Raw genomic sequence first — 25,078 nt, 5'->3', positions numbered from 1 at the left:
TATAAATTTTGTTGTGATGTTTATATTGTCGACAGAGTGGTATACATAAGGGACATAATAATTTAATTGATGAAGGAGAGAATAAATTATGGGATTTATATTAATGCTTATAGTCGGCGGATTAATTGGTTGGGCAGCAGGTGCCATTTTAGGTAAAGACATTCCAGGTGGTATACTTGGTAATATTATTGCTGGTATTGTAGGTTCTGCTGTAGGTAGTTGGTTACTAGGACATTGGGGACCATCTATTGCTGGTATTTACATTTTCCCAGCATTATTAGGTTCAATCATTTTAATTTTCTTAATTTCTTTAGCTTTAAAAGCATTAAGAAAATAGACATCGTATCATTTGAGCGACTGTATCAAGTATCGTAAAGACGGTACTGATATAGTTCGCTTTTTTATTTTAATGAGATTGTTTATATGGGATTTACCTTAAAATACATAAAAAAAGAGGATGACGTCGGGTTAAGGCGTCATCCAGGAGTATTATGTTCATGAATATAAAAGACTACGTAGTTATCTCTAACTACAGTTACATTTTAGCATGATTACATGTTACTAGCAATAAAAATAGTGATAATAATTAGAAATTTTGCACAATGAAATTACTTAATAATGATATTTTTTTAATAATAATTGTATCACATTGATGTATTCAGGTATGATACAATTGTTGTGATTGATTCATCAAAGTAACAGTCTTAAAATCATGTTGGTTTGTATCATAGTTTGCCCAACAAAAGTATTGTGATAAGAGACATTAAAATTATAAATATATTCTGCAGCATGAAAGGTAATAGACTATGAAAATATATTTTGTTAGACACGGAGAATCACAAGCTAATTTAGATAATCATCAAGGTAAGACATACTATTGCGGACAACTTGATGTTGATCTCACACAGACGGGAAGAAATAGTGCACAGGCACTTGAATCTTATTTTAATACTAAAGATATTCAGCATGTCTATGTGTCAGATTTAAAGCGCACAGTACAGACGTATAGCTGTATTTTCCCATATGATATTCCTACGACGCTAACGCCATTGCTTAGAGAACGTTCCCTAGGTGTATTTGAGGGGAAAAATCAACAAGAACTCGAACAGATATCCGAATATAAGAAATATTTTACCCAATCATCATATATGAATTTTAGAAATAGTTATACTCAACGTGTACCTCAAGGAGAAAACTATCAAGACGTTATTGATCGTTTTGAAGCGTTTTTTAATCATACCGTCAATTCGACGTATGATACTATTGTAGTTGTGGCGCATCAAATACTTATTCGCTGTGCCTTAGTGTATTTAGGTGTATTAAAACGTGAAGACGCCAAGCAAATACATATTGAAAACTGTAAACCCATTGTGGTAGAAATATAAAATAAGGAGCGGGACAGCAATCATGATGAATGAGTAGTCCCGCCCAGACAAGGTTGACTAGGGTTGAAAAAGCTTGGTATCATCGTATTTTCAATCCAGTCAACTACTGCCAATATTTAGTTCATAGCCTAGAACATAATAATGTCTCAGGCACTTTCTGCCAAAAATAAAGAATTTTAATGCTAGAAAATGATATATTAACCGAGCGTATTTTTGTCACGTATTTAATATAAATTAAGCAGTAGTATAACGATGGCAATAATGATATCAGTAACAACAATACCCATATTCTTTTTATAAATATTAGGAATGACGTTAATCAATAAGCCGATAATTAATAGTATAGGAATAATCAATTTAGGCAAATCAATAAAAAAGCTAATAATTAGGATAATTAAGGCTAATAACATACATATTGTTGATATATAATTTAAAATTTTGCAAAACAAAGGTTCATTATAATAATCTTTGTCCATATAGTGATACCCTCCATAGTGTTATTATTTCACTATAAAGGGTATCATAATTTGTTTGTGCTACCAACTTTAATCAATATTCTTAACATATTATTTAAATTATGAACTCAACATCATTTCATGTGTCATCTAAAAAGTCGCTTAGCGGTATGAGCATCGCATGCAATTAGAGTAAACTGAGACATCAATAAACTTATGCCTTAGTTTTATTTATCAAAGACATCAGTCTTAATATGTTTATCGTTTAAGAAAGATTTGATTTTGTTTTGAACTTTACCATTTACATCACCAGCATAATGTGTTGGAACATCTACTACATTAATTGAGTTTTGTGGTTGATAGTTTAATTCTTCAATAGATTTATCAACATCAGAAATGGTGCTATTTAAAGCATGAAAATACTTAATGATACGTTCGGTATTTGCTTCGTATCCCTTTGGCAGGGTATTATTTTTTACAAAGTTTTTGAAGTGCATATCGTTTTTAACTGCATTATTAGATAATTGACTTAACTCTTTAGCCTGCTTGTCAGTTACTTTATTTTGACTATCAGATTGCTTATCTAATTTACTTTGCATTAAATATTTATTGTCAAGGATAATTGAATTAACATCTAAATATTTTTGGATCGCTTGATTCATCTCTTTTTCACTGAGTTTTTCATTTTGTTTATTAGAAGAAAAGATGTCTTTTTCAGTTATTTTTTTAACATTTTTGGGTGCATGGATACCATTTGCGTGGTGGTCATTATCATCTATATCACCATTTGAGCAAGCGCTTAAGACGAGCACAATAGTGAATAATAAAGCATAAATTATTCTTTTTTTCATCGTATTTTGTATACTCCTTTATAACTATCGCATGAATGTTTGTTTGTATACATAATAATAATAGATTATCACGTATATCACAATAAATGAACGTTTACGATATATTAAATTTTATAATATGAAGAAAATATGGCGATAATTTGTATGGATATTAAAGTTAGTGTCGTAGAGTGTATACTTATTGGATTCATTAGAAAGTTTTTGCTGATGCAAAATGATGAATAATGAAAGGTCTTCAAAAGACTGTGAAATCATTATGTTTTAGGTTATGAACTAAATATTGGTAGTAGTTGACTAGGAATTCATAATGAATTCTGTCCTGTTCCCTTGGCTCACTTCATCATTTTAAAACATAAAAAACGAACCTCATTATCGAGGTTCGTCTTTAAAGATATTGTTGATAGGTGGGCTAATTTAATTAATTTCGGATGAGATAATCAAATGCGTTTAATGCAGCATTAGCACCTGATCCCATAGAGATAATAATTTGTTTATTTTTTTGATCTGTTACATCTCCTGCAGCAAAGATACCAGGAACGTTAGTTTGATTATTGCGGTCAGTCACAATTTCTTTACGTTCATTAAGCTCAACTGCATTTCCTAACCATGCTGTATTAGGAACTAATCCAATTTGAACAAAGATACCATCTAAAGTTAATTCTTTAATTTCATTAGTTGACATATCTTCATATTGGATACCAGTCACATGATCATCACCAAGAACTTCTGTTGTTCTAGCATTTGTTGTAATATCAACATTAGATAATGAATGAAGACGTTCTTGTAAAACAGTATCTGCTTTAAGCTCTGGTGTAAATTCAAATAATGTAACGTGTTTTACTATACCAGCTAAATCAATGGCTGCTTCAACACCTGAATTACCACCACCGATAACTGCCACATTTTTATTTTCAAAAAGTGGACCGTCACAGTGCGGGCAGAATGCCACACCTTTATTGATTAGGCGATCTTCTCCAGGAACATTGAGTTTACGCCAACTTGCGCCCGTTGAAATAATCGCAGTTTTTGTTTCCAATACTGCATTATTTTCGAGTGTAACACGAATAGCTGAATCTGTTTTTTCGATATTTGTGGCACGAATACCTGTCATAGCATCAATGTCATATTGCGCAATATGATCTGCTAAATTAGATGAAAACTCACTACCAGTCGTTTGTTTAACTGTAATAAAGTTTTCAATGCCAGCTGTATCATTAACTTGACCACCAATACGGTCAGCGATAATTCCAGTGCGTAGGCCTTTGCGGGCTGTGTAAATAGCCGCACTACCACTTGCTGGTCCACCACCTATGATAAGTACATCATAAGGGTCTTTATTTTCATATTCAGAAGCATCTTGTGTGCTACCTAGTTTAGATAAAATATCTGAAATTGTCATGCGACCATTGCCAAACTCTTCACCGTCTAGGAAAACAGCGGGCACAGCCATGATATTTTCAGATTCATCGCGGAAAATCGCACCATCAATCATCGTATGCGTAATGTTAGGGTTAATTACACTCATTAAGTTTAATGCTTGAACGACATCTGGGCATTTTTGACACGTTAAACTAACATAAGTTTCAAAGTGATAGCTACCATCTAGTGCTTTGATTTGATTAATAATGCTTTCTTTTTCTTTAGGAGCACGACCACTTACTTGTAAGATAGCCAAGACTAGTGAATTGAATTCGTGGCCTAATGGAATACCGGCAAAGGTAATGCCGGTTTCTTCATTAGGACGATTGACTGAAAAACTTGGCGTACGTTTTAAGTCTTTTTCAACGACTGTTATACGCTCTGACATGCCTGAAATCTCATCTAAGAGATCTTTTAATTCTTTGGATTTATCGTCGGAACCAATGCTCGCTACAAATTGAACATCGCCTTCCATTAAGTCAAGAAGTTGAGACAATTGTTGTTTTAAATCTTTGTTAAGCATGCTTTTCGGATGCCCCCTTAAATTTTACCTACTAAATCTAATCCTGGTTGTAGCGTTTCTGAACCTTCTTCCCATTTAGCTGGGCAAACTTCACCTGGATGTTGACGAACATATTGGGCAGCTTTGATTTTGTGTACTAATGTGCTTGCATCACGGCCAATACCGTCAGCATTAATTTCAGCTGCTTGAACAACGCCATCAGGGTCTATAATAAATGTACCACGTTGAGCTAGACCTGATTCTTCATCTAATACGTCAAAGTTACGTGTAATAACTTGTGATGGGTCACCAATCATAACGTATTGGATTTTACTAATCGCATCTGAATGGTCATGCCAAGCTTTGTGTACAAAGTGAGTATCTGTTGAAACTGAGAATACATTCACACCTAAATCTTGTAATTGATCGTATTGATTTTGTAAATCTTCTAATTCAGTAGGACATACGAATGAAAAGTCTGCTGGATAGAAGCAAACAACACTCCATGAACCTTTTAAATCATCTTGAGAAACATCTTTGAATTCGTCTTTCTTTGGATCATAAGCTTCTGCTGTAAACGGTAAGATTTCTTTGTTAATTAATGACATAGGTAAATTCCTCCTAAATTTGATTGTAGATTGTGAATTAGAATCACTTCTTGATTATAATAATTCTAATCTCTTAATCGCTATTATCACATGGCAAGTTTAAATAGTCAACATAAGTAACTCACTAAATTATCAGAAAATAATTAGGATATGAATTAAGCTTAATAAACTTCAATAATTAGAATTAAAGTTCACAAATTATACAAGAACTTAAAAATATATTCATATTACCATTTAACCTCTTTTAACCTTGGCAAAACATGACAAGAAATTCTAGACACAAAAAAGTGGCAACAGCTACATACTTATTATAGTTATTGTAGGTTGCCACTTTGGAATTAAAAGAATGATTAGTTTAGAAAGGTTTGTGAACCTAATTACTTCTGTGTTTAGCATAAGGACTATCATAGATAATAATTAATATTATATGTGAATCTTTGTTTACAATTTTATCAATTAGATATTCATTTTCTCAATTAAATAGTAGTTAAGAATTGCTGTTGAATATCATAAATTAAATCATATCTTAATTTGTAACCGTTATGTCAACAGAACCAACTTCGCCATAGCTTGCTGTATAATTACCTTCTTCTAAAGTTAATGGCGAGATAAAAGTTCCTGATGATATGATTTGATCTTTTTTCAATTGCTTATCTTGAGACTGTAATTTATTGTTTAACCATTTTACGGATTCAATAGGATTGCCTAATACTTCATTTGAAAGGCCAGTTGCGATTTCTTTGCCATCTTTTACTAATGATAACGGAATATTCGCGAATGCATCGTAGTCTAATGGGTCAACAAATTTGCCAACTACAATAAGACCTGTCGCTGTATCGTCTGAAATAAGATCGGCTAAAGTGAAATTAGGGAACCAATCGATATATCGCGCATCAGGTATTTCAATGCCTGCCGCAACTTTAACATTAGATAAAATAGTTAGATTATCTGAGTCTTTAGGTAAGTCTGCCGTCAGTTTAAACATAATTTCTGGCTCTAACAAAGGACTAAATAATTTAGATAATGAAATTGTGTCGCCCCCTTTGACTACTTTACTTGATAAAATAGTGCCGTAAGCGGGTTCGTTGGTATTGGCAATCGCTTGAGTTGCCGCACTGGTCATACTTACTTTATAACCAGCTACTTTAGAACCTTCATAAGATTGTAGTTGTTTAATTAAATCATCTTGCGTATGATAAGCTTCACTCTCATTTAATGAATAAGATTTACTTATAAACTCAATAGGTTGATGCGTTTTAAAAGCATTAAATAAAGCTGAAGATACGTGTTGATTAGCTTGAGTCATACTATCATCGCTCCTTAATATTCTGAAAATTTCTACTATTATGATAACGATATTTAACTTTGATGGCAAATGTTTTTAATTTATGACTAAATGGGTATGAAGCGAGTAAACATACAATTTAACAAATCATTGTTATAATGAAGCAACGATAAAGGAGTGGATAATGTGTCAGAATATGCATATGAATTGATGAAAGAACATCATTCTGTGAGACAATTTAAAGATAAACCATTAAGTGATGATGTCGTAAGAAAATTGGTTGAAGCAGGTCAAAGTGCTTCAACGTCAAGTTACTTGCAAACATATTCCATTATTGGCGTTGATGATCCTCAAATTAAAACAGATTTAAAAGAAGTATCTGGACAGCCATACGTTGTCGATAATGGATATTTATTTGTGTTTGTGCTTGATTACTATCGTCATCAAATGATTAACGAACGCACAGATAATGATATGACAGGATCATTTGAATCAGCAGAAGGATTATTGGTAGGTACGATTGATGTAGCTTTAGTCGCTGAAAATATGGCAGTCGCTGCCGAGGATATGGGTTATGGCATCGTTTATCTGGGTTCATTGCGCAATGATGTTGGTAGAGTGAGAGACATTTTAGACTTACCTGAGTATACCTTCCCGTTATTTGGTATGGCTATAGGTGAACCAGCCGATGATGAGCAGGGGACACCAAAACCACGATTACCATATGATAGTGTGTTCCATCAAAATAAATATAACGCAGATAAAGACAATATCACACGTGTATTAATAGAATATGACCAGTTAGTTAGTGACTATTATAAGAAGCGCACAAATGGTGCACGAGTAGAAACCTGGTCCGACCAAGTTCAGGCTTTCTTAAGTAATAAACCACGTCTAGATATGTTAGAACAATTAAATAAAGCGGGGTTTATGAAACGATAATCATTGATATATAGAATAAAAGAAGCTGGGACATAATTATGTTTTAAGTTATGAACTCTATATTGGCAGTAGTTGACTGGATTAAAAATACGCTTATACCAAGCTTTTTCAATCCTAGTCAACCTTGCCGGGGCGGGACTAAGAATTCATAATGAATTCTGTCCCCGCTCCCTTTTGTTTAGCTTTAACTTGTTGTTAAATCACCGTAATGCTCAGAGTTGAATTTTTCTTTATCGAGATGGCGTGTTAATTTAGCTGTTCCTGTACCAGCTAGCATTGAATCATTGACATTTAATGCGGTACGTCCCATATCAATGAGTGGCTCAATAGATATTAAGACACCAGCGAGTGCTACAGGTAAGTTTAATGTTGATAATACTAAGATAGAAGCAAATGTTGCGCCGCCACCTACACCAGCAACACCAAATGAGCTAATAATTACTACAGCAACTACGGTTAAAATAAAGCTGAGATCTACTTTGACATCTGCGACAGGTGCTACCATGATAGCAAGCATTGCTGGATAAATGCCGGCACAGCCGTTTTGACCAATTGATAAACCAAAGCTTGCTGAGAAGTTAGCAATACCCTCTGGGACACCAAGACGTTGTGTTTGTGTTTGGATATTGAGCGGCAATGCACCTGCGCTTGAACGTGATGTAAACGCAAAGACCATAACTTCGAATGTTTTTTTCATATATTTAATTGGGTTAAGCCCCAAACCACCTAAAATGATTAGATGAATCATGTACATTGTAATCAGTGCTGCATATGATGCGAGCATAAATTTACCTAATGTCCATATTGCCGCAAAATCACTTGTAGCAATTGTAGATGACATAATGGCTAGAATACCGTATGGTGTAAGTCTTAAAACAAATGTCACAATAGCCATGACCAGTGCATATATCGCATCAATACCACGTTTTAAAAGGCTGCCATTTTGTGGTTGTTTACGAGCCACACGTAAGTATGCAAAACCAACGAACGTAGCAAAAATAACTACGGCAATCGTGGAAGTAGTTCTTTGACCAGTAAAGTCAAGGAATGGATTGCTTGGTAATAGTTCTAAAATTTGTTGTGGCAAGGTATTGGCTGTAAGGTCTTTAGCTTGCTTGCTTATTTCCGTACCACGAGAATGTTCAGCACTACCCAAATCGATACTAGATGCATCTAAACCGAAAAGCATCGCGTAAATGATACCGACAATCGCAGCAATTGCCACTGTACCAATTAAAAAAGCGAAAATATAACTACCTATTTTGGCAAATTTATCGCCTATTTCAATTTTACTAAAGGCTGAGACGATAGAAATAAATATGAGTGGCATTACAATCATTTGTAGTAACGCTACATAGCCATCGCCCACAATACTAAACCAATCTGTAGTTTGCGTTAATATATTTGAGTCTACGCCATAACTAAGGTGCAACACAATGCCATATACAATCCCAATACCTAAAGCAGTAAAAACGCGTTTAGGGAATGACACGTGCTTTTTAGCCATTATCCATAATGCAACAATAAAGGCAACTAAAATAAAGACGTTAATAACTGTAAAAAAATGTTGCATGTATAATCCTCCCAAAGATTTATTGTTTTAATTCCGATATATATTATAAGGATAATACTATTAATAACAGAATTCAATATAAAAGATATAAAAATTATATCTATAAAAGAAGTAAAACTATTCAGACAAAATTATAGTAAATATAAGTAGTATGGATAAAATAGCAAATGCCATCATTCATTTGAGAGGTGAAATATGGGAGGCAGATTGAATCAATCGTGCAATCAAAATAGTTGAGCGATTTAAAATATAAGTGCTTTTTAATGAGAAATGTGAGTTAAAAAGATCAAGAGTGGCAGGGAATAAAATGACCAGAACATATCAACAAGAAGTTATTTCAAAATGAAATATAATGAAACATGATTTAGTTAAGGTGAAATTGACTTAAGAAATGAAATAATGACGACTAAACAAAATGGAGTCTGGGACATAATTATATTTTAGGCTCTGAGTTCTATATTGGCAGTAGTTGACTGGATTGAAAATACGCTGGATACTAAGCTTTTTTCAATCCTAGTCAACCTTGCCGGGGCGGGACTACGAATTCATTATGAATTCTGTCCCGCTCCCTCTTAATTGAGTGTTATGTCTCATGTTTTTCTATTTATTACATAAAAATTTATAAATTGAATAAGCGTGCGAAGAAGCCCTTTTTCTCTTCTTTCGGTGCCGGTTGTTTTACTGAAGATGATTGAGAAGAAGCGGAATTTGCTGTTTGACTTTGTTGTTCAGAAGTTGACTGCGTTGATGTTTCAGATGAATTAGCAATATCTTCATCTAATTGTTTTGATTTGTCTTCAGATGTTGACTCTGATTCTGAATCTGAATGTTTAGTTATTGAGTCATCGGCCTTAATTGATACATTGCTAGTTGTTCCTTGCTCTTCAGCTTTTGTTGATTGATTGTCACTATCAGTTGAAGGTGTCTCAATATGACTTTGTTCCTTACTTTGATTGTCAGCTGTAACTGTTTTTGTATTATTCTGTTTCGCAGTTTGGTTATCCTTTGTAGATTCAAGGTCAGATTCATTTAGTGATGATGCTTTAGTTGCTGCATCTTCTTGATTACTATTTGGTGCTACCGGTTGAGCTTTAATAATGTCGTTAACTAATTCGTTTCTTGTATATGCTGTTTGAGCTTTTTGTGCATTTGCTAAATCTTCTTGTGATGTTTGAATCGCTTTAATTGATGCTGTATTATCATCAATTTTAGTTGTTAGCTGTGTTTGTAGGGCTTTTAATTCTTGCTGTTGCTGATGGACTTGAGTCATCATTTGGCCAAGCATTTGGCGGTCTTCACGCATCTTTTGAATTTCTGTGCGCAACTCTTCTACAAGTTGTGGAATATTTTGATTAGTCGGCAACTTGCTATTGTCTTCTTTAACAAGTACTTGCAAGAAATCTTTTTCCTGTTCGAGTTCCTCGAATGCAAGGTCATAACTATTTGTTTGCTTCACTTTGTCTGCAATGTCACGGAATAATTCAATGTCGTCTTCTTTAAAATCTGTGGCTTCACGACCTCGGTACTCAGTTTTACTTAATTGATAACCACGTTCTTCTAAATGCTGAACGATTTTGCGCACTTGTTTTTCACTAAGTTCAACGCGTTGGGCGAATTCTTTTGTTAACATATGTTAAATCCTTTCTTTATTAGTTTTATGTATAGAGACGTTTGTCTACGGTCACTCAAACGTCAGTCTAACCTCATATGATAGTTTAACCCTAAAGCGTATCGTTTTCAAGTATTGTTAGAAAGGACGGCGTAAATTCATTTTAACGAGCAAAGGATAAATGATATCTCTTGAAATACCATTTGCAAACACATATTTTAATATGTAACTTGATTTTACACTTGCTGGGAATACATCTTTACTTAATTTAATGTAAGGTTTGATGAATAAGTCAACGTCACTAGCAGAATTACCTGGAGTATTATTCGGATGTAAGTAGCGAATGTCTGTCTGTTTTTCAAACTGATGCTCGTATAAAAATTGGCGTCTACTATGTAAAATATCCTTTTGGCCATCGAATTCTTTTGGTGTTGTTTGAGGAACTTCTAGCATAATAAAGTTAACGTTTCTATTATGCACTTTATTAGAAAGTGAGTTAATTTGAGCTTCAATATGTGTGAGGGTTTCATCAAGAATGTTGTCGTGTTCAGGGCCATCTTGAGCTAATAAATAAATCAGAAAGGCAGAATTTGTCGTGGCTTCGTAGTGTGCTGTAGCCATACTAACAACCTGTTGATGCTCATTTAGACCAACTATAAAAGAATAGTCATTTTCAGTTTTGTTATTTTCCAATGAACGCTTAAAGATGTGAGCATCTTCTTGCAGCTTTATACCTAATTTACTGTCATATAACGTTAATGCTTGTTGATAATAAGGATCTTTGACACTGTCAATCAATTTAAAGTTCATAAGTTCACCCCATAATCATTTTTCTCATTATAGCATATCAAAATGATGGTATTAAAATAGCGGGGTAAGACAGAACGCCTCTAAAGTCTGAATCTTACTCCCGCTTTATTTGAGTACTCATACATAAGTACTACGCACAGGACACTTATGATTTTGGACCTTTTGATTCATTAGCATAGTGAGTGATATCAATATTTTCATAAGCTGAATTATGTTCATCTACTTCTTTATGAGATGAGTCATCGCGTTCAGCAACAACAAGCATTTTATTATTTAAGATTTCACTTTTATACTTTTCTAATTCTTCATCATTAAGATGGAAACGTGATAATACAGCATGTTCGCCATCTTCACCAGTTAATAATTTAGACATTTGGTCACTAAATGAACCACTTGTAGCAATCAATGTAATTTGTGAGTTGTGCAAATCGTCGAGGTGTAATTTACTTTTACTGATGACCATTAATTCATTTTCTAAATAGCCTTCTGCTTTTTTGTCTTCCAAAACTTTGTACAATTCATAATCGTTATTAACTATAGTAAAGTTCGTCATAAATTTCGCCCTCCAATATTTTCGTTCTGTACTTTTAATAAAAATATACCCTTAAGTCTTTTAATAAAAACGTTACCAAATCAATTATATAACTATTGCAAATCTTATGACAAATAATAGCCGCAAATTTTTGAAGCGCTTACATTAAAAGAAGTTGATATAATGCTGCTGAAGAACATGTCTTATATTGAAAAATGTGTCAAAGTTTGCTATTATCATTAAATAATTTATATCACTCATATAATCTGAAGAATATGGCTTTAGAAGTTTCTACCATGTTGCCACAAACGACATGACTATGAGTTTAGCGATAATACAAAGACGTTTATTCAGCTCAATTTAAATAGGTAAGCAATGAATAGGGAAATCAATGCAATTTCAACTATACACAGTGCACATGTAGTGAAATTTCTAAACCTATTTGCTATTGGTTGGATATAAATATCTAAAGTATTGGTCGTTACCTCATAGATCCTGAAACTGGTTATGGTTTGAGGATTTTTTTGTACACAATTTGAGGAGGTTTTTAGAAAGTGGAATCGCTTAGACAAAAGGTTATTGAAGATGGCGTCGTCATTGACGAAAAGATTTTGAAAGTAGATGGGTTTTTAAATCATCAAATAGATGCCCAATTAATGCATGATGTAGGACAGACATTTTATGAGCAGTTTAAAGATCAAGGTGTAACAAAAATTTTAACTATTGAGGCATCAGGCATTGCACCGGCAATAATGGCAGCGTTACATTTCCAGGTTCCATGTTTATTTGCAAAAAAAGCAAAACCGAGTACGTTGAAAGATGGATTTTTTAGTACTGATATACATTCTTTTACTAAAAATAAAACAAGTACAGTCATTGTGTCACAAGAATTTCTAGATGAAAATGATAAAGTGCTTATTATCGATGATTTCTTAGCCAATGGGGATGCCTCACTTGGATTATATGATATCGCGAATCAAGCTAAAGCAGAGACTGTCGGAATTGGTATCGTCGTTGAAAAAAGTTTCCAAAGTGGAAGACAGCGTTTAGAAGATGCAGGTTTAAAAGTATCGTCGTTATGTAAAGTCGCTTCTTTAAAAGGTAATAAAGTGACTTTACTAGGTGACCATGAATGAAAAATTTCATCTTAAGTTTGCAACATCTCTTAGCTATGTACGCGGGCGCAATTCTTGTACCTATCATTGTTGGGACAAGCTTAAAGTTCACACCTGAAGAAATTGCATATTTAGTAACAGTTGATATCTTTATGTGTGGTATTGCAACCTTCTTACAAGCCAATAAAGTAACAGGTACTGGCTTACCTATCGTATTAGGATGTACATTCACAGCCGTAGCACCTATGATTCTGATTGGCCAAACAAAAGGTTTAGACGTTCTTTATGGTTCGCTCTTTTTATCAGGTATACTAGTGATACTAATCGCACCATTTTTCTCATATTTAGTCAAATTCTTTCCACCAGTTGTGACAGGTAGTGTAGTAACGATTATTGGGATTAATCTTATGCCTGTAGCAATGAATTACCTTGCTGGTGGAGAAGGTGCCAAAAATTATGGAGATCCTAAAAATTTAATTTTAGGCGCCGTTACGCTCGTCGTGATTTTAATTATTCAACGTTTTACAACAGGTTTCTTTAAATCCATTGCGATTTTAATTGGTCTTATTGTTGGTACCGTATTGGCTAGTTTCTTAGGTGTTGTTGATATTCACCAAGTTGGAGCAGCACACTGGTTTGGTATTCCGAGACCAATGCGATTTGCAGGCTTTGGTTTTGATTTTGGTGCAACCCTCGTATTCTTTATAGTGGCGATGGTCAGCTTAATTGAATCTACAGGTGTTTATCATGCATTAAGTGAGATTACAGGCAAACAACTTGAACGTAAGGATTTTCGCAAAGGTTACACTGCGGAAGGTCTTGCGATTGTCTTAGGTTCCATTTTTAATGCCTTTCCTTATACGGCTTATTCTCAAAATGTGGGCCTTGTGTCCTTATCTGGTGCGAAAAAGAATAAAGTTATTTACGGTATGGTAGTACTATTATTAATTTGCGGATGCTTACCTAAACTAGGTGCTTTAGCTAATATCATTCCATTGCCAGTTCTAGGTGGCGCAATGATTGCGATGTTTGGAATGGTCATGGCTTATGGTGTGAGTATTTTAGGTCATATTGATTTTAAACATCAAAATAACTTATTAATTATTGCAGTATCGGTTGGTCTAGGTACAGGGATTAGTGCAGTACCACAAGCTTTTAAAGGTTTAGGCGAACAATTTGCATGGCTAACTCAAAATGGGATTGTCTTAGGTGCAATTTCCGCTATCATTTTAAATTTCTTTTTTAATGGAATTAACTATAAACAAAGCGAAGAAAATGTGAAATAATAGAATCAACTATAAAAAAATGGAGGCTGTATTTAAATGTGGGAAAACAAATTTGCTAAAGAATCATTAACATTTGACGATGTATTACTTATTCCAGCTGAATCAGATATTTTACCAAATGAGGTAGATTTGAGCGTAGCATTATCAGATAAATTAAAACTTAATATTCCAGTTATTTCAGCAGGTATGGATACAGTAACTGAATCAAAAATGGCGATTGCAATGGCAAGACAAGGTGGACTAGGCGTGATTCATAAGAATATGGGTGTCGAAGAACAAGCTGACGAAGTTCAAAAAGTTAAGCGCTCAGAAAATGGTGTTATTATGAATCCATTTTTCTTAACGCCTGAAGAAAGTGTTTATGAAGCAGAAGCTTTAATGGGGAAATACCGCATTTCTGGTGTACCAATTGTGGATAATAAAGAAGTGCGTACGCTTGTTGGTATTATTACAAATCGAGACTTACGTTTCATTGAAGATTTTTCGATTAAAATTTCTGATGTCATGACTAAAGATAATTTAATCACAGCTCCAGTAGGTACAACATTAGATGAAGCAGAAGCTATATTACAAGAACATAAAATTGAAAAGTTACCACTTGTTGAAAATGGACGTCTTGAAGGTTTAATTACGATTAAAGATATTGAAAAAGTGCTTGAATTCCCACATGCAGCTAAAGATGAGCACGGACGTTTGCTTGTAGCAGCTGCTATTGGAATTGCGAAAGATACAGATATTCGTGCTCAAAAATTAGTTGAAGCCGGCGTCGATGCTTTAGTTATTGATACAGCACATGGTCATTCTAAAGGTGTGATTGAACAAGTTAAACATATTAAAAAAACATATCCAGACATTACATTAATTGCTGGTAATGTTGCAACAGCAGAAGCAACTAAAGCATTATATGAAGCGGGTGCAGATGTTGTGAAAGTGGGTATCGGACCGGGTTCAATTTGTACAACACGTGTAGTTGCTGGCGTAGGTGTTCCACAAATCACAGCGATTTACGATTGTGCTACGGAAGCGCGCAAACATGATAAAGCAATTATTGCTGACGGCGGTATTAAATTCTCAGGAGACATTATCAAAGCATTAGCTGCTGGTGGCCATGCCGTAATGTTAGGCAGCTTATTAGCAGGTACAGAAGAAAGCCCAGGTGCTACAGAAGTCTTCCAAGGACGCCAATACAAAGTATATCGTGGTATGGGCTCACTTGGCGCAATGGAAAGAGGGTCTAACGACCGTTACTTCCAAGAAGACAAGACACCTAAGAAATTTGTGCCAGAAGGTATTGAAGGACGTACAGCGTATAAAGGGCCTTTACAAGATACAGTTTATCAACTTATGGGCGGTGTGCGTTCTGGTATGGGTTATACAGGTTCAAGAAACTTAAAACAATTACGTGAAGAAGCGCAATTCACACGTATGGGACCTGCAGGATTAGCTGAAAGCCATCCACATAATGTTCAAATTACTAAAGAATCACCAAACTACTCATTCTAAAATTACATTTAATTCATTTTATTTAACACAAGGAGAGAACGCTTTTTGAGAACTGAAATCATTCAGGGCATCATGGAAAGCGTCTCTCTATGATTTATATAAATTCAATTTAAAGGAGAACTATAACTATGGAAATGGCGCAAGAGCAAGAGTTAATTCTTGTCTTAGACTTTGGTAGTCAATACAATCAGCTGATTACCCGTCGTATTCGTGAAATGGGTGTGTATAGTGAATTACATGACCATGAAATTTCAATAGAAGAAATTAAACGTATGAAGCCGAAAGGTATCATCTTATCAGGTGGTCCTAATTCAGTTTATGAAGAAGGTTCATTCACAATTGATCCGGAAATTTATAATTTAGGTATACCTGTATTAGGAATTTGTTACGGCATGCAATTAACAACTAAATTATTAGGTGGAAAGGTTGAACGTGCGAACCAAAGAGAATATGGTAAAGCAATGATTAATGCTAAATCAGACGAATTATTCTTTGGTTTACCTGATGAACAAACCGTTTGGATGAGCCACTCTGATAAAGTGATTGAAATACCAGAAGGCTTTGAAGTGATTGCCGACAGCCCAAGCACAAATTATGCTGCCATCGAAGATAAATCACGTCGTATTTATGGTGTACAATTCCATCCAGAAGTACGTCACACAGAATTTGGTAACGATTTATTACGTAATTTTGTGCGCCGAGTATGTAATTGTACTGGCGAGTGGACTATGGAGAACTTTATCGATATTGAAATTGATAAAATTCGCAAACGTGTTGGCGACCGCAAAGTGTTATGTGCGATGAGTGGCGGTGTAGATTCATCTGTTGTCGCAGTATTATTACATAAAGCGATTGGCGATCAATTAACATGTATCTTCGTGGACCATGGATTACTTCGAAAAGGTGAAGGTGACATGGTGATGGAACAATTTGGCGAAGGCTTTGATATGAATATTATTCGTGTTAATGCACAAGAGCGCTTTATGAACAAATTAAAAGGTGTTTCAGATCCAGAACAAAAACGTAAAATCATCGGTAACGAATTTGTCTATGTCTTTGATGATGAAGCGGCTAAGTTAACAGATGTTGATTTCTTAGCTCAAGGTACACTTTATACCGATGTCATTGAATCAGGTACAAAAACGGCGCAAACAATTAAGTCACATCACAATGTGGGTGGATTGCCTGAAGATATGGAATTTGAATTAATTGAACCAATCAATACGCTATTTAAAGATGAAGTACGTGCTTTAGGTATTGAGCTAGGTATTCCTGAACATTTAGTATGGCGACAACCGTTTCCTGGACCAGGTTTAGGTATCCGTGTATTAGGTGAAATTACCGAAGATAAATTAGAAATTGTTCGTGAATCAGATGCCATTCTAAGAGAAGTCATTCGTCAAGAAGGGCTTGAAAGAGATATTTGGCAATACTTCACAGTGTTACCAGGTATCCAATCTGTAGGTGTCATGGGAGACTATCGCACATATGATTATACAGTTGGTATCCGTGCCGTAACATCAATTGATGGTATGACAAGTGATTTTGCACGTATCGATTGGGAAATGTTACAAAAGATCTCAAGTCGTATCGTAAACGAAGTAGACCATGTTAACCGAGTTGTCTATGATATTACTTCTAAGCCACCAAGTACGATCGAGTGGGAATAATTATATATAGCAAATGATAGGCTGGAGTTACCGTTATTATGCGGTTTCCAGCCTTTTTTATTTTGCGTTGAATACGTTTTGAATACGTTATGCTTAAAAATTGATGTATTTTGCGAATTTATCAGCCACCTGATCACGTTGTTTTTCAGTTACGTGAGCGTAAATATCCATAGTTGTCTTGATGTCTCCGTGACCTAATCTATCTTGTACTTCTTGAATAGAAAGGCCAGCCTCGAACAAAAGAGAACAATGAGTGTGTCTAAAACCATGAACTTTAATTCTCTTAAAATTATTCTTCTCACAAATTAAGTCTAATGCTTTATTACAATGCTCTGGGTATAAAGGTTTATTATCACGCACAGTAGTGAAAACATATTGATTCTTATCAGAGGTATTATGACCATATTTAAGGGACTCCACTCTTTGATGAGTGCGCCATGATTTCAATACACTTGCAGTTTTATCATCAATACTTATTGTTCTGTGAGATGATTTTGTTTTAGGCTCTTGTATTACCAGTTTATAATTTGCACCTCTTGCGCAAGTCTTATTAATAGATATGGTTTGTTTAGTAAAATCAATATCGTTCCATGTTAAAGCCATTAATTCTCCACGTCTAAAGCCAGTAAAAGCTAATGTTCGAAAAATAGCATAATATAATGGGTCATCTTCAACGAAAGTTAAAAACTGTTTCAATTCATCACTTGAATAATACTTTGTAGACGCGTCTTGTTGCGCTTCTTTTTTTCTAGGTGCTTTTGTATGTGTAAACGGATTATCAACGATTATCTTAAGGCTTACGGCATATTTAAACACATTAGATGTGTATATTCGTATAGCTTTAATATCAGAATACTTTTTGTTCCATTTATTAATAACTTTTTGGCAATATGGAACGGTTATTTTCTTAATAGATACATCTTGGAAATGTTCTAATATAGCTGTATCAAATAAAGTTAAAACACGTTGATATGTGCTTTCTCTTACAGTATTTTGATACTGTTCAAGCCACAACTCATATACTTCTTTAAACGTCGTTATATCGTTGTTTAGAAAGCCATTTTGACTTACTTCTGTTTGAAGTTTTGCCTCAGCAATTTTAGCTTCTCTTTCAGTCTTAAAGCCTCGTCTAGTAGTTCTCTTTTGCTTACCCGTGATTGGATCAGTCCCTAAATATGCAACAAACATATAGGCAGTCGAACCGTCTTTCTTCTTATATTTTTTAATCATATAAATCAATCCTTTCTATTGCCTGCAACGCGTGAGATTGGATTGACACGCCGTTAAGGAATGGCTACCTTGTGGCATGATGATTAATTAGTGTCTTTTTCAAGTATGATTTTTTTTTGATGTTCTAGTCTATCAGGATATTCATATAAGTATAATTTATACATTGGCTTACCTTTAATAGCATCATAATGATGGTTAGGAGCCAAGCGTAACTTTTCACCTAAATAAATGGATTCTTCTTTTAGTTTTTCTATTTCTGCTAATGCTTTTTTTCTATCGTTATGAGTTTCTAAGTTGGTGAATAATAGTTTTAAATATTTTTCGTGAAATTCACCAATTTCTTCTATTGTTATTTCTCTTTTTTTATCGCTTGATTTTCGAGTATTTGCTAAAGTCTCGTAATTTATTATTGATTTTTCTGTATCAGTGGAAAGGATTTGTTTGTACAACTTAAGTACGTAATCATAATCTATGTCATTTACATTGATTTTAGATTCTTTCAACAATTCCAACAATTTGATTGTTTCATCATATAAATCGTATGATGAATAATAAATGTCGCCGTCGTTATAATAGGCTTTATTAACATAACTATACATTTTATCAAATTTTGCAAAATCATTTAATGTTGGACTATAACCTTTTTCTTTAAACTCATCTGATATTCTGTGTAGAATATAGCTGGGTATACCTAAACCTTTACCGTAGATTTCAATTTCATTTACTCCAATGTTTCTGTTGCCGTTCTCGTGATTTGAAATGGTGTTTTGACTAAATCCTGTCCTTTCGCTCAATTTGCTTTGAGTTAATTTCATGTATTTTCTAAGAGTTTTAATAATTGTGCCGTAATGTGTTGGTAATTCTGCCATTTGACCAGCTCCTTCCATCCAAATGATATCATATCGAAAAAAATATCTCAATTTGCAATATTTAATGTTGAAATAAATATCTCGTTTTGAGATAATTTGTTTGAGGAGGTGAGAATATGTTTACGAAAAAATCAGAATTAAAACAACAATTTTTAAAACCTAAAACCAAATTGAAAGAGGAGAGGTTAAAACGAGGTCTTTCTGCTACTTATTTAGCTCAATTAATAGGTATTGATAGAAGGCAATATGAATCTAAAGAAAAAGGGTTGTTCTCATTTCATGACTATGAGATAAAAATTATTTCTGAGTTCCTTGATATTGATAAAGAAGTGTTTTTTATCTGAATATAAATATCTCAATTAGAGATAAAATGGTGGGAGAGGAATAATATGAGCCAACTACTTAGTGAACAGACTAGTCAACAGTTAGTTAATAGCATAGTTGATATTGCCGAAAAAATAGCTTTAGAAAAAGTTAAGCAATCACGTAAGCGATATCTCATTCAAAAAGAAGTCATGGAAGAATACAACGTGACTCACAAGGTTATAACCGAGTGGGAAATGATGGGACTTCGTAAAGTTAAGATTGGTAAAACAATTCGCTATGATCGACAAGATATCGAAAATGTAATTGAACAAATGAAAAAGTGAAGCGTCTGCAACGCGTGAGAATATGAAGCTATGAGGAGGAAACACAATGAAATTGAATTTACTTTATATAACTTTAACATCGCTATTAACAATTTTGTTACTAGCAATATCTAACATGTATGTCGCTTTTAGTGTGTACGGCATGATGGTAACTTATGGATTTAATTTAACAGGAGGATTAGAAAATGAATAATGAACAAAAAGAAGTAATAGAACACGTGGTTTATCAACTTGAGTTAAGTGTCATGAATAATTTGGAAAGTTATGAACACACAGAATATGTTAATGGTATTGAAGTGGTTTCAGAGATCAGTCGTGAAAAGCACTTAGAATTGATAATGAAATGGGCAGTCCAAGAGTTAGAGAAAAATTTTAATATCAATGAGGAGAATGGAAAAATGAATAATAAAATTGAAACAGTAAAAATTAATGATTTGAAAGTGGATTATAGTTATCGTTCTTTAGATAATCCTAGTGCAGATGGTATTGTTGAAAATTTTGAAAGACTTGCAATTGGATATATCACAGTTAGTGCGAGAGAAGATGGACTATATATTATTGATGGTATTCGTCGAGTTGAAGCGCTTAAACATCTAGGTTATGTAGAATGTCCTGCTGAAGTATTACATGGGTTAACTGTTGAAGATGAAGCACGAATTTTTGTTAATATGAATAAGTTTCATGATGAATACGACGAAGAATATGAAGTATATCCAGATGTTGAAGTGGAGGACGAAGATTAATGAGTTGGGAAATTAGAAATTTAATGTGTGATATAGAGGTAGTAAAAGAAAAGTTGGAAGATGTAGCGACTACACATACATGGTTTGTAGATGAACGATTTACGAAGAGATCGTTAAAAACTAAAGAAGAAGTGGTTAATTACGCTCTAGCGTATAACGAACATAGAATTCACAACGAACAAGTTACAGAATTAATGCTTACTTATTTGAAAGAATTAGACGGTTTAATGAATAAGTTTCATGAATTAGAAAAAGCATCATCTGAGAACTTTGGCGAGGAATCAGATGACGCAAAGAAATTAAAAATTACAGAGTAATTAATAAAAAATAACTATTTTTATTATAACATCTTTGCTCTGTTGTTTCATTAAGAGGTGCAAAAAATGAATGAAATTAAATTAGAATACGATACACAAATTTCAGTTGTACATTATGAAAGTTTAGACTCACGTTCATTTAAGAGCTTTTCAAAACCTAAATGGAGTAAGTTAATTAATAAACTGTCTGTGCCTATAGAAGCAAATTATAAGTATGCACGCGGTGTTGCTGTTTATGGTGATATAAAAGACGATAGTGACAAAAAAGGAAATAAATATAAGAAGTACCGCAAAGACGAAAATGTGATTTATCGTGATGTCCTAGTGCTGGACTACGATGATATACCCAAGTTGAGATTATTACATGACGCGATAACAGACACTTTAAAAGATGTTTCATGGATGTATCACACAACTTTTAACCATCGGACAGAAAGCCCTAGAATACGTTTATATATCGCTTTGAGTGAGCGTATAAGTGCAGATGAGTATCGTAAATATACAAAAGTATTAGCGAATAAGATAGGTCATCCAGTAGATGAGGGGAGTTTTCAACCTAGTAGAGCAATGGCTTTGCCAGTTTATATAAAAGGTAAATATCCTTTTCTATATAAGTATAATGACGCACCAATTTTAGACACTAAAACTCTCAATCAGTGGTGTGATAAATATAGAGAAAAACATAAAGGATTAACTAAATTTAAATATCCAAAACGACGTGATAACGATTTCTGGAAGTCTATTGCATTTGGAGTCTCTACAGGTAATCGTAATCAAACTTTAACGTCATTGATAGGTGTATTACTCAATAGACGTGTACCAGATCCTTTAGTATATGCATATTGTTATATGTGGAATGAGAATTGTAAGCCTCCATTAAGTTCAAGAGAGTTTAACGCCACATTCGAATCAATATACAAAAGAGAACATCAATAAGGAGGTTTAATATGGGCATATTTCCAGATTATTTGGAAGATAGATCAATATTTGATGAAAAAGAATTTTTTGATGGAAATAGATTTAAGTTTTATGAGTTTGCTTTATTTCTTTATGAAGAATTTCATGGTTGCTATATCGATAATCGCCCTCATGTTTTTACAGGCAAGAAGTACGAGCTGCTTAATATAGATGTTGTGCGTAAAATGACTATCAAATATATCCCGTCATTACGAGAACAACAAAATAAGGAAGTATACCAGAAGTTAAAAACTCTATGCATGAATAATTATCAAGAACAATGTTCAGCACGTTATATAGGATTAAAAAACGGTATATACGATACTGTTGAAGAAAAATTAAAGTCGTTTAGTCCTCAATACTATATAACCAATATTATTGATGTTGATTTTAATGAACAAGCACAAAGTGATTTAATAGAACGATTTATTAAAGATATATCAAATGATGATGAAGAAGTAGAACAACTAATATACGAAATGATTGGTTATGGTTTATACCGCGATAACTTTTTACAGGTCGCATTCTTTTACTATAGTCCAGGTGGTAACGGTAAAACTACATTACTTAAATTATTACATCATTTCTATAATCCAGAAAATACTACAGCACTATCTTTTAACGATTTAAACGATAAATTTAAACCTGCAAACTTACAAGGTAAATTAGTAAATATTGCTGATGATATAGATCCTAATCGTATTAAGGATACGGGCAATTTCAAAATCATTGTAACAGGAAACTACATCACACTTGAATTTAAAGGGCAAGACGCTTTTGAGTTTAAGCCATATGTAAAACTCATCTTCGCAAGTAACGAGTTACCAATGAGTAATGATAAGAGTGAAGGTTTTTATAGACGTATGGTAATTATTCCTATGCTGCGTAAGTTCGGCAAAGGTGGGCAGAAAAAAGATCCAATGTTATTGAACAAATTGATAACACCACATAATATGTCAGCCTTACTTAATTTAGCTTTAAAAGGTTTAAAAAGAACATTAGAAAATAACGAGATTATCGAACCGAAAATTGCTAGAAAGACAAAAGAGGAGTATCAATTTGATAATAACCCAGTTCTGCAGTTCATTGAAGATGCGACAGATAAGGATTACAGACAATTACCATTAGCAGAAGGCAGACCTACTAATAGGACTTATGAAATTTACAATATATGGGCACCGAATAATGGTTATATGCTCTTAAACAAGTCTAACTTTTCTAAAGAAATGGCTAGGCTAGGTTATAAAACTAAAATGAAATGGTCTAGAGAAAAACAAAGGTCAGTCCGTTTTTACTATAAAGATACTACTGAGAATTACTATGATTTTGATGGTCAAAGATTGTAACTTTCATCTGAGTGAAAGGTATTTGTATAACATGAAAGGTGTAAAACGCTTGCTACTATAGTGTTTTATTATATTTCCTTTCACCTTTCACTCATATATTCATTCAATAGTAATTCATAAAAGTAGAAAAAAGAATATACAATATAGCAAAACTACTGAAATGTGAAAGGTATTATTGATAAACACTGATATGACAAGTTTGATTTACATTTCATTGTTTGATATTCCTTTCATTTAAAGAAGAAGTGGCATGAACAATATAAAAAAATAAGATTATTAAATATATAACTGAAAATGCTGGCACATCGTTTGTAGAAATAGAAAAAATATTTGATGAGTATCATTTTGAATACAAAGGAAACGGAGCTTATACCAGTGCAGAGAACAATAACATTATATTTTGGTATGGGTGGAATGAACAAGCTTTTAAAGTGGTTAGTAGTTTAGTTAACGAAGGATTAATTGAAATGAGCACGTGTGAGCCATTTATTTATATAGTAGATGGTAAAAGTTTAAATTTTCCAATTGTGAAATCTGAATGTATAAATACGTATCATTGGTTACCAGTAACATTTAATTTGATTAAGGAGGAGTCACATGGATAAAGAGCAACTTAAACAGTATATGTACGATTATGTAAAAGAATATGAGGAAATTCCTATTTATCAGTTAGAAGATTTATTTAAAGAGTTAGATCATGACTATAAAGGTAAAACGAGTGTGACACATGATCAGGATAAGAATATCGTTTTTTGGAGTGGTTGGAATAAGCTCACAATGTATGCGTTGATTGAGTTAGTTAAGGAAGAACATCTTGATTTAATTTATAGAGGAAACTATGTCATGCGCTATTTGTTAGATGGTAGGGTGCCAAGTTTACCATTAGCCATTACTTACCCAGAATATGGGCAACAAACTGAAGTACCTTCATGGGTACCGATGTTACTGAGAGTGACTAAATAAGGAGTGAATGAATATGAATATAGAAATTATCGCAAATCAATTTGAAACAAGAGCAGCTACGTTATTAAGGTACTACACAGGATTGTTAGAGAGCAGTAGAGATAACCACTTCGCTTTTAAAATATATAATGATCCATTTGATATGGTTTATGTGATGATGAACGGGAAGTTATTCGGTCATGTATATATTAAAGATTGCAAAGTGAGAAAGTCATTCGAATTAGCGTCTCCTAAGCACACAGAGGGGCTAATAAGAAGTATTGAGGGATATTATAACGGTTTTGAATTACATGATGATAAGCACCTATCTATTAGTGATATGATGGCAAGACAATTATTCGAAGATGAATATTTCATGTATGGACTACAAACATTCGCAGAAAGTAATAACACAGATATGTTTACTTATATTGAGGGTGGATTGAATGTTGAAGAACTTGAGGGTGTTCAGTCTAGTA

The 25,078-nt window shown here is 33.6% G+C and carries 28 protein-coding genes, 1 pseudogene and 1 riboswitch; of the genes and pseudogenes, 18 read left to right on the top strand and 11 right to left on the bottom strand.

Annotation, left to right across the window (positions count from 1 at the left end; translation table 11 throughout):
* The first annotated feature begins 85 nt into the window (after positions 1-85).
* Positions 86-337: a GlsB/YeaQ/YmgE family stress response membrane protein gene (locus HMPREF2864_RS04455; protein ID WP_172412362.1), complete on the top strand. Its 252-nt coding sequence runs from the start codon at positions 86-88 to the stop codon at positions 335-337.
* Positions 338-806: 469 nt separating this feature from the next.
* Positions 807-1,385, top strand: a complete 579-nt coding sequence (locus tag HMPREF2864_RS04450) for a histidine phosphatase family protein (RefSeq protein ID WP_002461110.1) — start codon at positions 807-809, stop codon at positions 1,383-1,385.
* Between the two features lie 224 nt (positions 1,386-1,609).
* Here the strand turns inward: HMPREF2864_RS04450 and HMPREF2864_RS04445 are convergent, their stop codons facing one another.
* From HMPREF2864_RS04445 to HMPREF2864_RS04425, 5 genes are all read right to left on the bottom strand, one after another.
* Positions 1,610-1,861: a hypothetical protein gene (locus HMPREF2864_RS04445; RefSeq protein WP_002461111.1), complete on the bottom strand. Its 252-nt coding sequence runs from the start codon at positions 1,859-1,861 to the stop codon at positions 1,610-1,612.
* Between the two features lie 206 nt (positions 1,862-2,067).
* Positions 2,068-2,691 (bottom strand): NDxxF motif lipoprotein, encoded by a 624-nt coding sequence (locus HMPREF2864_RS04440; RefSeq protein ID WP_002461112.1) that lies wholly within the window; start codon positions 2,689-2,691, stop codon positions 2,068-2,070.
* 418 nt (positions 2,692-3,109) lie between these two features.
* Positions 3,110-4,633, bottom strand: a complete 1,524-nt coding sequence (gene ahpF, locus HMPREF2864_RS04435; RefSeq protein WP_070545212.1) for an alkyl hydroperoxide reductase subunit F — start codon at positions 4,631-4,633, stop codon at positions 3,110-3,112.
* Between the two features lie 17 nt (positions 4,634-4,650).
* Positions 4,651-5,220, bottom strand: coding sequence for an alkyl hydroperoxide reductase subunit C (gene ahpC, locus HMPREF2864_RS04430; protein WP_002461114.1), 570 nt, complete (start codon positions 5,218-5,220; stop codon positions 4,651-4,653).
* Positions 5,221-5,746: 526 nt separating this feature from the next.
* Complete coding sequence (locus HMPREF2864_RS04425) at positions 5,747-6,526, bottom strand: 2-keto-4-pentenoate hydratase (RefSeq protein WP_002461115.1); 780 nt, start codon at positions 6,524-6,526, stop codon at positions 5,747-5,749.
* Positions 6,527-6,691: 165 nt separating this feature from the next.
* Between HMPREF2864_RS04425 and HMPREF2864_RS04420 the strand changes: the two genes are divergently transcribed.
* Positions 6,692-7,447, top strand: coding sequence for an NADPH-dependent oxidoreductase (locus HMPREF2864_RS04420; protein WP_002492181.1), 756 nt, complete (start codon positions 6,692-6,694; stop codon positions 7,445-7,447).
* A 184-nt stretch (positions 7,448-7,631) separates the two neighbouring features.
* On the opposite strand, the gene HMPREF2864_RS04415 is transcribed toward HMPREF2864_RS04420, so the two are convergent.
* The 4 genes from HMPREF2864_RS04415 to HMPREF2864_RS04400 form a co-directional block, all read right to left on the bottom strand.
* Positions 7,632-9,020 (bottom strand): L-cystine transporter, encoded by a 1,389-nt coding sequence (locus HMPREF2864_RS04415; RefSeq protein ID WP_002461117.1) that lies wholly within the window; start codon positions 9,018-9,020, stop codon positions 7,632-7,634.
* A 619-nt stretch (positions 9,021-9,639) separates the two neighbouring features.
* A complete protein-coding gene (locus tag HMPREF2864_RS04410; RefSeq protein ID WP_002461118.1) occupies positions 9,640-10,650 on the bottom strand; it encodes a hypothetical protein in 1,011 nt (336 codons plus the stop codon).
* A gap of 117 nt (positions 10,651-10,767) precedes the next feature.
* The gene (locus tag HMPREF2864_RS04405; protein ID WP_070545210.1) at positions 10,768-11,439 is read right to left on the bottom strand and encodes a hypothetical protein; all 672 of its coding nucleotides are present in this window, start codon (positions 11,437-11,439) and stop codon (positions 10,768-10,770) included.
* Between the two features lie 145 nt (positions 11,440-11,584).
* A complete protein-coding gene (locus HMPREF2864_RS04400) occupies positions 11,585-11,992 on the bottom strand; it encodes a general stress protein (RefSeq protein WP_002461120.1) in 408 nt (135 codons plus the stop codon).
* 216 nt (positions 11,993-12,208) lie between these two features.
* A riboswitch (purine riboswitch) is annotated at positions 12,209-12,311 on the top strand.
* A gap of 214 nt (positions 12,312-12,525) precedes the next feature.
* Here HMPREF2864_RS04400 and xpt point away from each other — a divergent pair.
* The 4 genes from xpt to guaA all read left to right on the top strand — a co-directional run bounded on the left by xpt (position 12,526) and on the right by guaA (position 17,545).
* A complete protein-coding gene (gene xpt / locus HMPREF2864_RS04395) occupies positions 12,526-13,107 on the top strand; it encodes a xanthine phosphoribosyltransferase (protein WP_002461121.1) in 582 nt (193 codons plus the stop codon).
* Entirely contained in the window at positions 13,104-14,372 is a 1,269-nt protein-coding gene (pbuX, locus tag HMPREF2864_RS04390; RefSeq protein WP_002461123.1) for a xanthine permease PbuX, read from the top strand. Before xpt ends, pbuX begins: the two co-directional genes overlap by 4 nt.
* 36 nt (positions 14,373-14,408) lie before the next feature.
* Entirely contained in the window at positions 14,409-15,875 is a 1,467-nt protein-coding gene (gene guaB / locus HMPREF2864_RS04385; RefSeq protein ID WP_002492164.1) for an IMP dehydrogenase, read from the top strand.
* Positions 15,876-16,003: 128 nt separating this feature from the next.
* Positions 16,004-17,545 carry a glutamine-hydrolyzing GMP synthase gene (gene guaA / locus HMPREF2864_RS04380; protein ID WP_070545208.1) on the top strand — a complete coding sequence of 514 codons (1,542 nt, stop codon included), beginning with the start codon at positions 16,004-16,006 and terminating at the stop codon, positions 17,543-17,545.
* 93 nt (positions 17,546-17,638) lie between these two features.
* On the opposite strand, the gene HMPREF2864_RS04375 is transcribed toward guaA, so the two are convergent.
* Both HMPREF2864_RS04375 and HMPREF2864_RS04370 read right to left on the bottom strand, forming a co-directional pair.
* Positions 17,639-18,775 carry a site-specific integrase gene (locus tag HMPREF2864_RS04375; protein WP_070545206.1) on the bottom strand — a complete coding sequence of 379 codons (1,137 nt, stop codon included), beginning with the start codon at positions 18,773-18,775 and terminating at the stop codon, positions 17,639-17,641.
* 83 nt (positions 18,776-18,858) lie between these two features.
* Positions 18,859-19,644, bottom strand: a complete 786-nt coding sequence (locus HMPREF2864_RS04370) for a helix-turn-helix domain-containing protein (RefSeq protein ID WP_070545204.1) — start codon at positions 19,642-19,644, stop codon at positions 18,859-18,861.
* A 116-nt stretch (positions 19,645-19,760) separates the two neighbouring features.
* Here HMPREF2864_RS04370 and HMPREF2864_RS04365 point away from each other — a divergent pair, with 116 nt between their 5' ends.
* The 11 genes and pseudogenes from HMPREF2864_RS04365 to HMPREF2864_RS04325 form a co-directional block, all read left to right on the top strand.
* Positions 19,761-19,988 carry a helix-turn-helix transcriptional regulator gene (locus HMPREF2864_RS04365; protein WP_000494396.1) on the top strand — a complete coding sequence of 76 codons (228 nt, stop codon included), beginning with the start codon at positions 19,761-19,763 and terminating at the stop codon, positions 19,986-19,988.
* A gap of 45 nt (positions 19,989-20,033) precedes the next feature.
* On the top strand, positions 20,034-20,294 hold the full coding sequence (locus HMPREF2864_RS04360) for a hypothetical protein (RefSeq protein WP_070545202.1): 261 nt from the start codon (positions 20,034-20,036) through the stop codon (positions 20,292-20,294).
* Between the two features lie 46 nt (positions 20,295-20,340).
* On the top strand, positions 20,341-20,487 hold the full coding sequence (locus tag HMPREF2864_RS12135; RefSeq protein ID WP_162852058.1) for a hypothetical protein: 147 nt from the start codon (positions 20,341-20,343) through the stop codon (positions 20,485-20,487).
* Positions 20,480-20,680 (top strand): annotated as a pseudogene (tscA, locus tag HMPREF2864_RS12295) (type II toxin-antitoxin system antitoxin TscA); the annotation flags it as partial. The gene HMPREF2864_RS12135 and the pseudogene tscA, both read left to right, overlap by 8 nt.
* Positions 20,681-20,692: 12 nt before the next feature.
* Entirely contained in the window at positions 20,693-21,037 is a 345-nt protein-coding gene (locus HMPREF2864_RS12395) for a ParB N-terminal domain-containing protein (protein WP_335682147.1), read from the top strand.
* On the top strand, positions 21,037-21,354 hold the full coding sequence (tscT, locus tag HMPREF2864_RS04350; RefSeq protein ID WP_070545198.1) for a type II toxin-antitoxin system toxin TscT: 318 nt from the start codon (positions 21,037-21,039) through the stop codon (positions 21,352-21,354). The genes HMPREF2864_RS12395 and tscT overlap by 1 nt, the downstream gene beginning before the upstream one ends.
* Positions 21,355-21,420: 66 nt before the next feature.
* The gene (locus HMPREF2864_RS04345; RefSeq protein WP_070545196.1) at positions 21,421-22,290 is read left to right on the top strand and encodes a primase alpha helix C-terminal domain-containing protein; all 870 of its coding nucleotides are present in this window, start codon (positions 21,421-21,423) and stop codon (positions 22,288-22,290) included.
* Between the two features lie 11 nt (positions 22,291-22,301).
* Entirely contained in the window at positions 22,302-23,657 is a 1,356-nt protein-coding gene (locus HMPREF2864_RS04340) for a DNA primase family protein (protein WP_070545194.1), read from the top strand.
* A gap of 272 nt (positions 23,658-23,929) precedes the next feature.
* A complete protein-coding gene (locus tag HMPREF2864_RS12290; protein ID WP_070545191.1) occupies positions 23,930-24,262 on the top strand; it encodes a pathogenicity island protein in 333 nt (110 codons plus the stop codon).
* Positions 24,255-24,620 (top strand): hypothetical protein, encoded by a 366-nt coding sequence (locus HMPREF2864_RS04330; RefSeq protein WP_070545189.1) that lies wholly within the window; start codon positions 24,255-24,257, stop codon positions 24,618-24,620. Before HMPREF2864_RS12290 ends, HMPREF2864_RS04330 begins: the two co-directional genes overlap by 8 nt.
* Positions 24,621-24,633: 13 nt before the next feature.
* On the top strand, positions 24,634-25,078 hold a 445-nt coding region (locus HMPREF2864_RS04325; RefSeq protein WP_070545187.1), incomplete at its 3' end, for a pathogenicity island protein.

Source organism: Staphylococcus sp. HMSC059F04 (assembly GCF_001812565.1).
GTDB classification, from domain to species: Bacteria; Bacillota; Bacilli; order Staphylococcales; family Staphylococcaceae; genus Staphylococcus; species Staphylococcus lugdunensis.
This window is presented reverse-complemented; position numbering and strand designations above follow the sequence as displayed.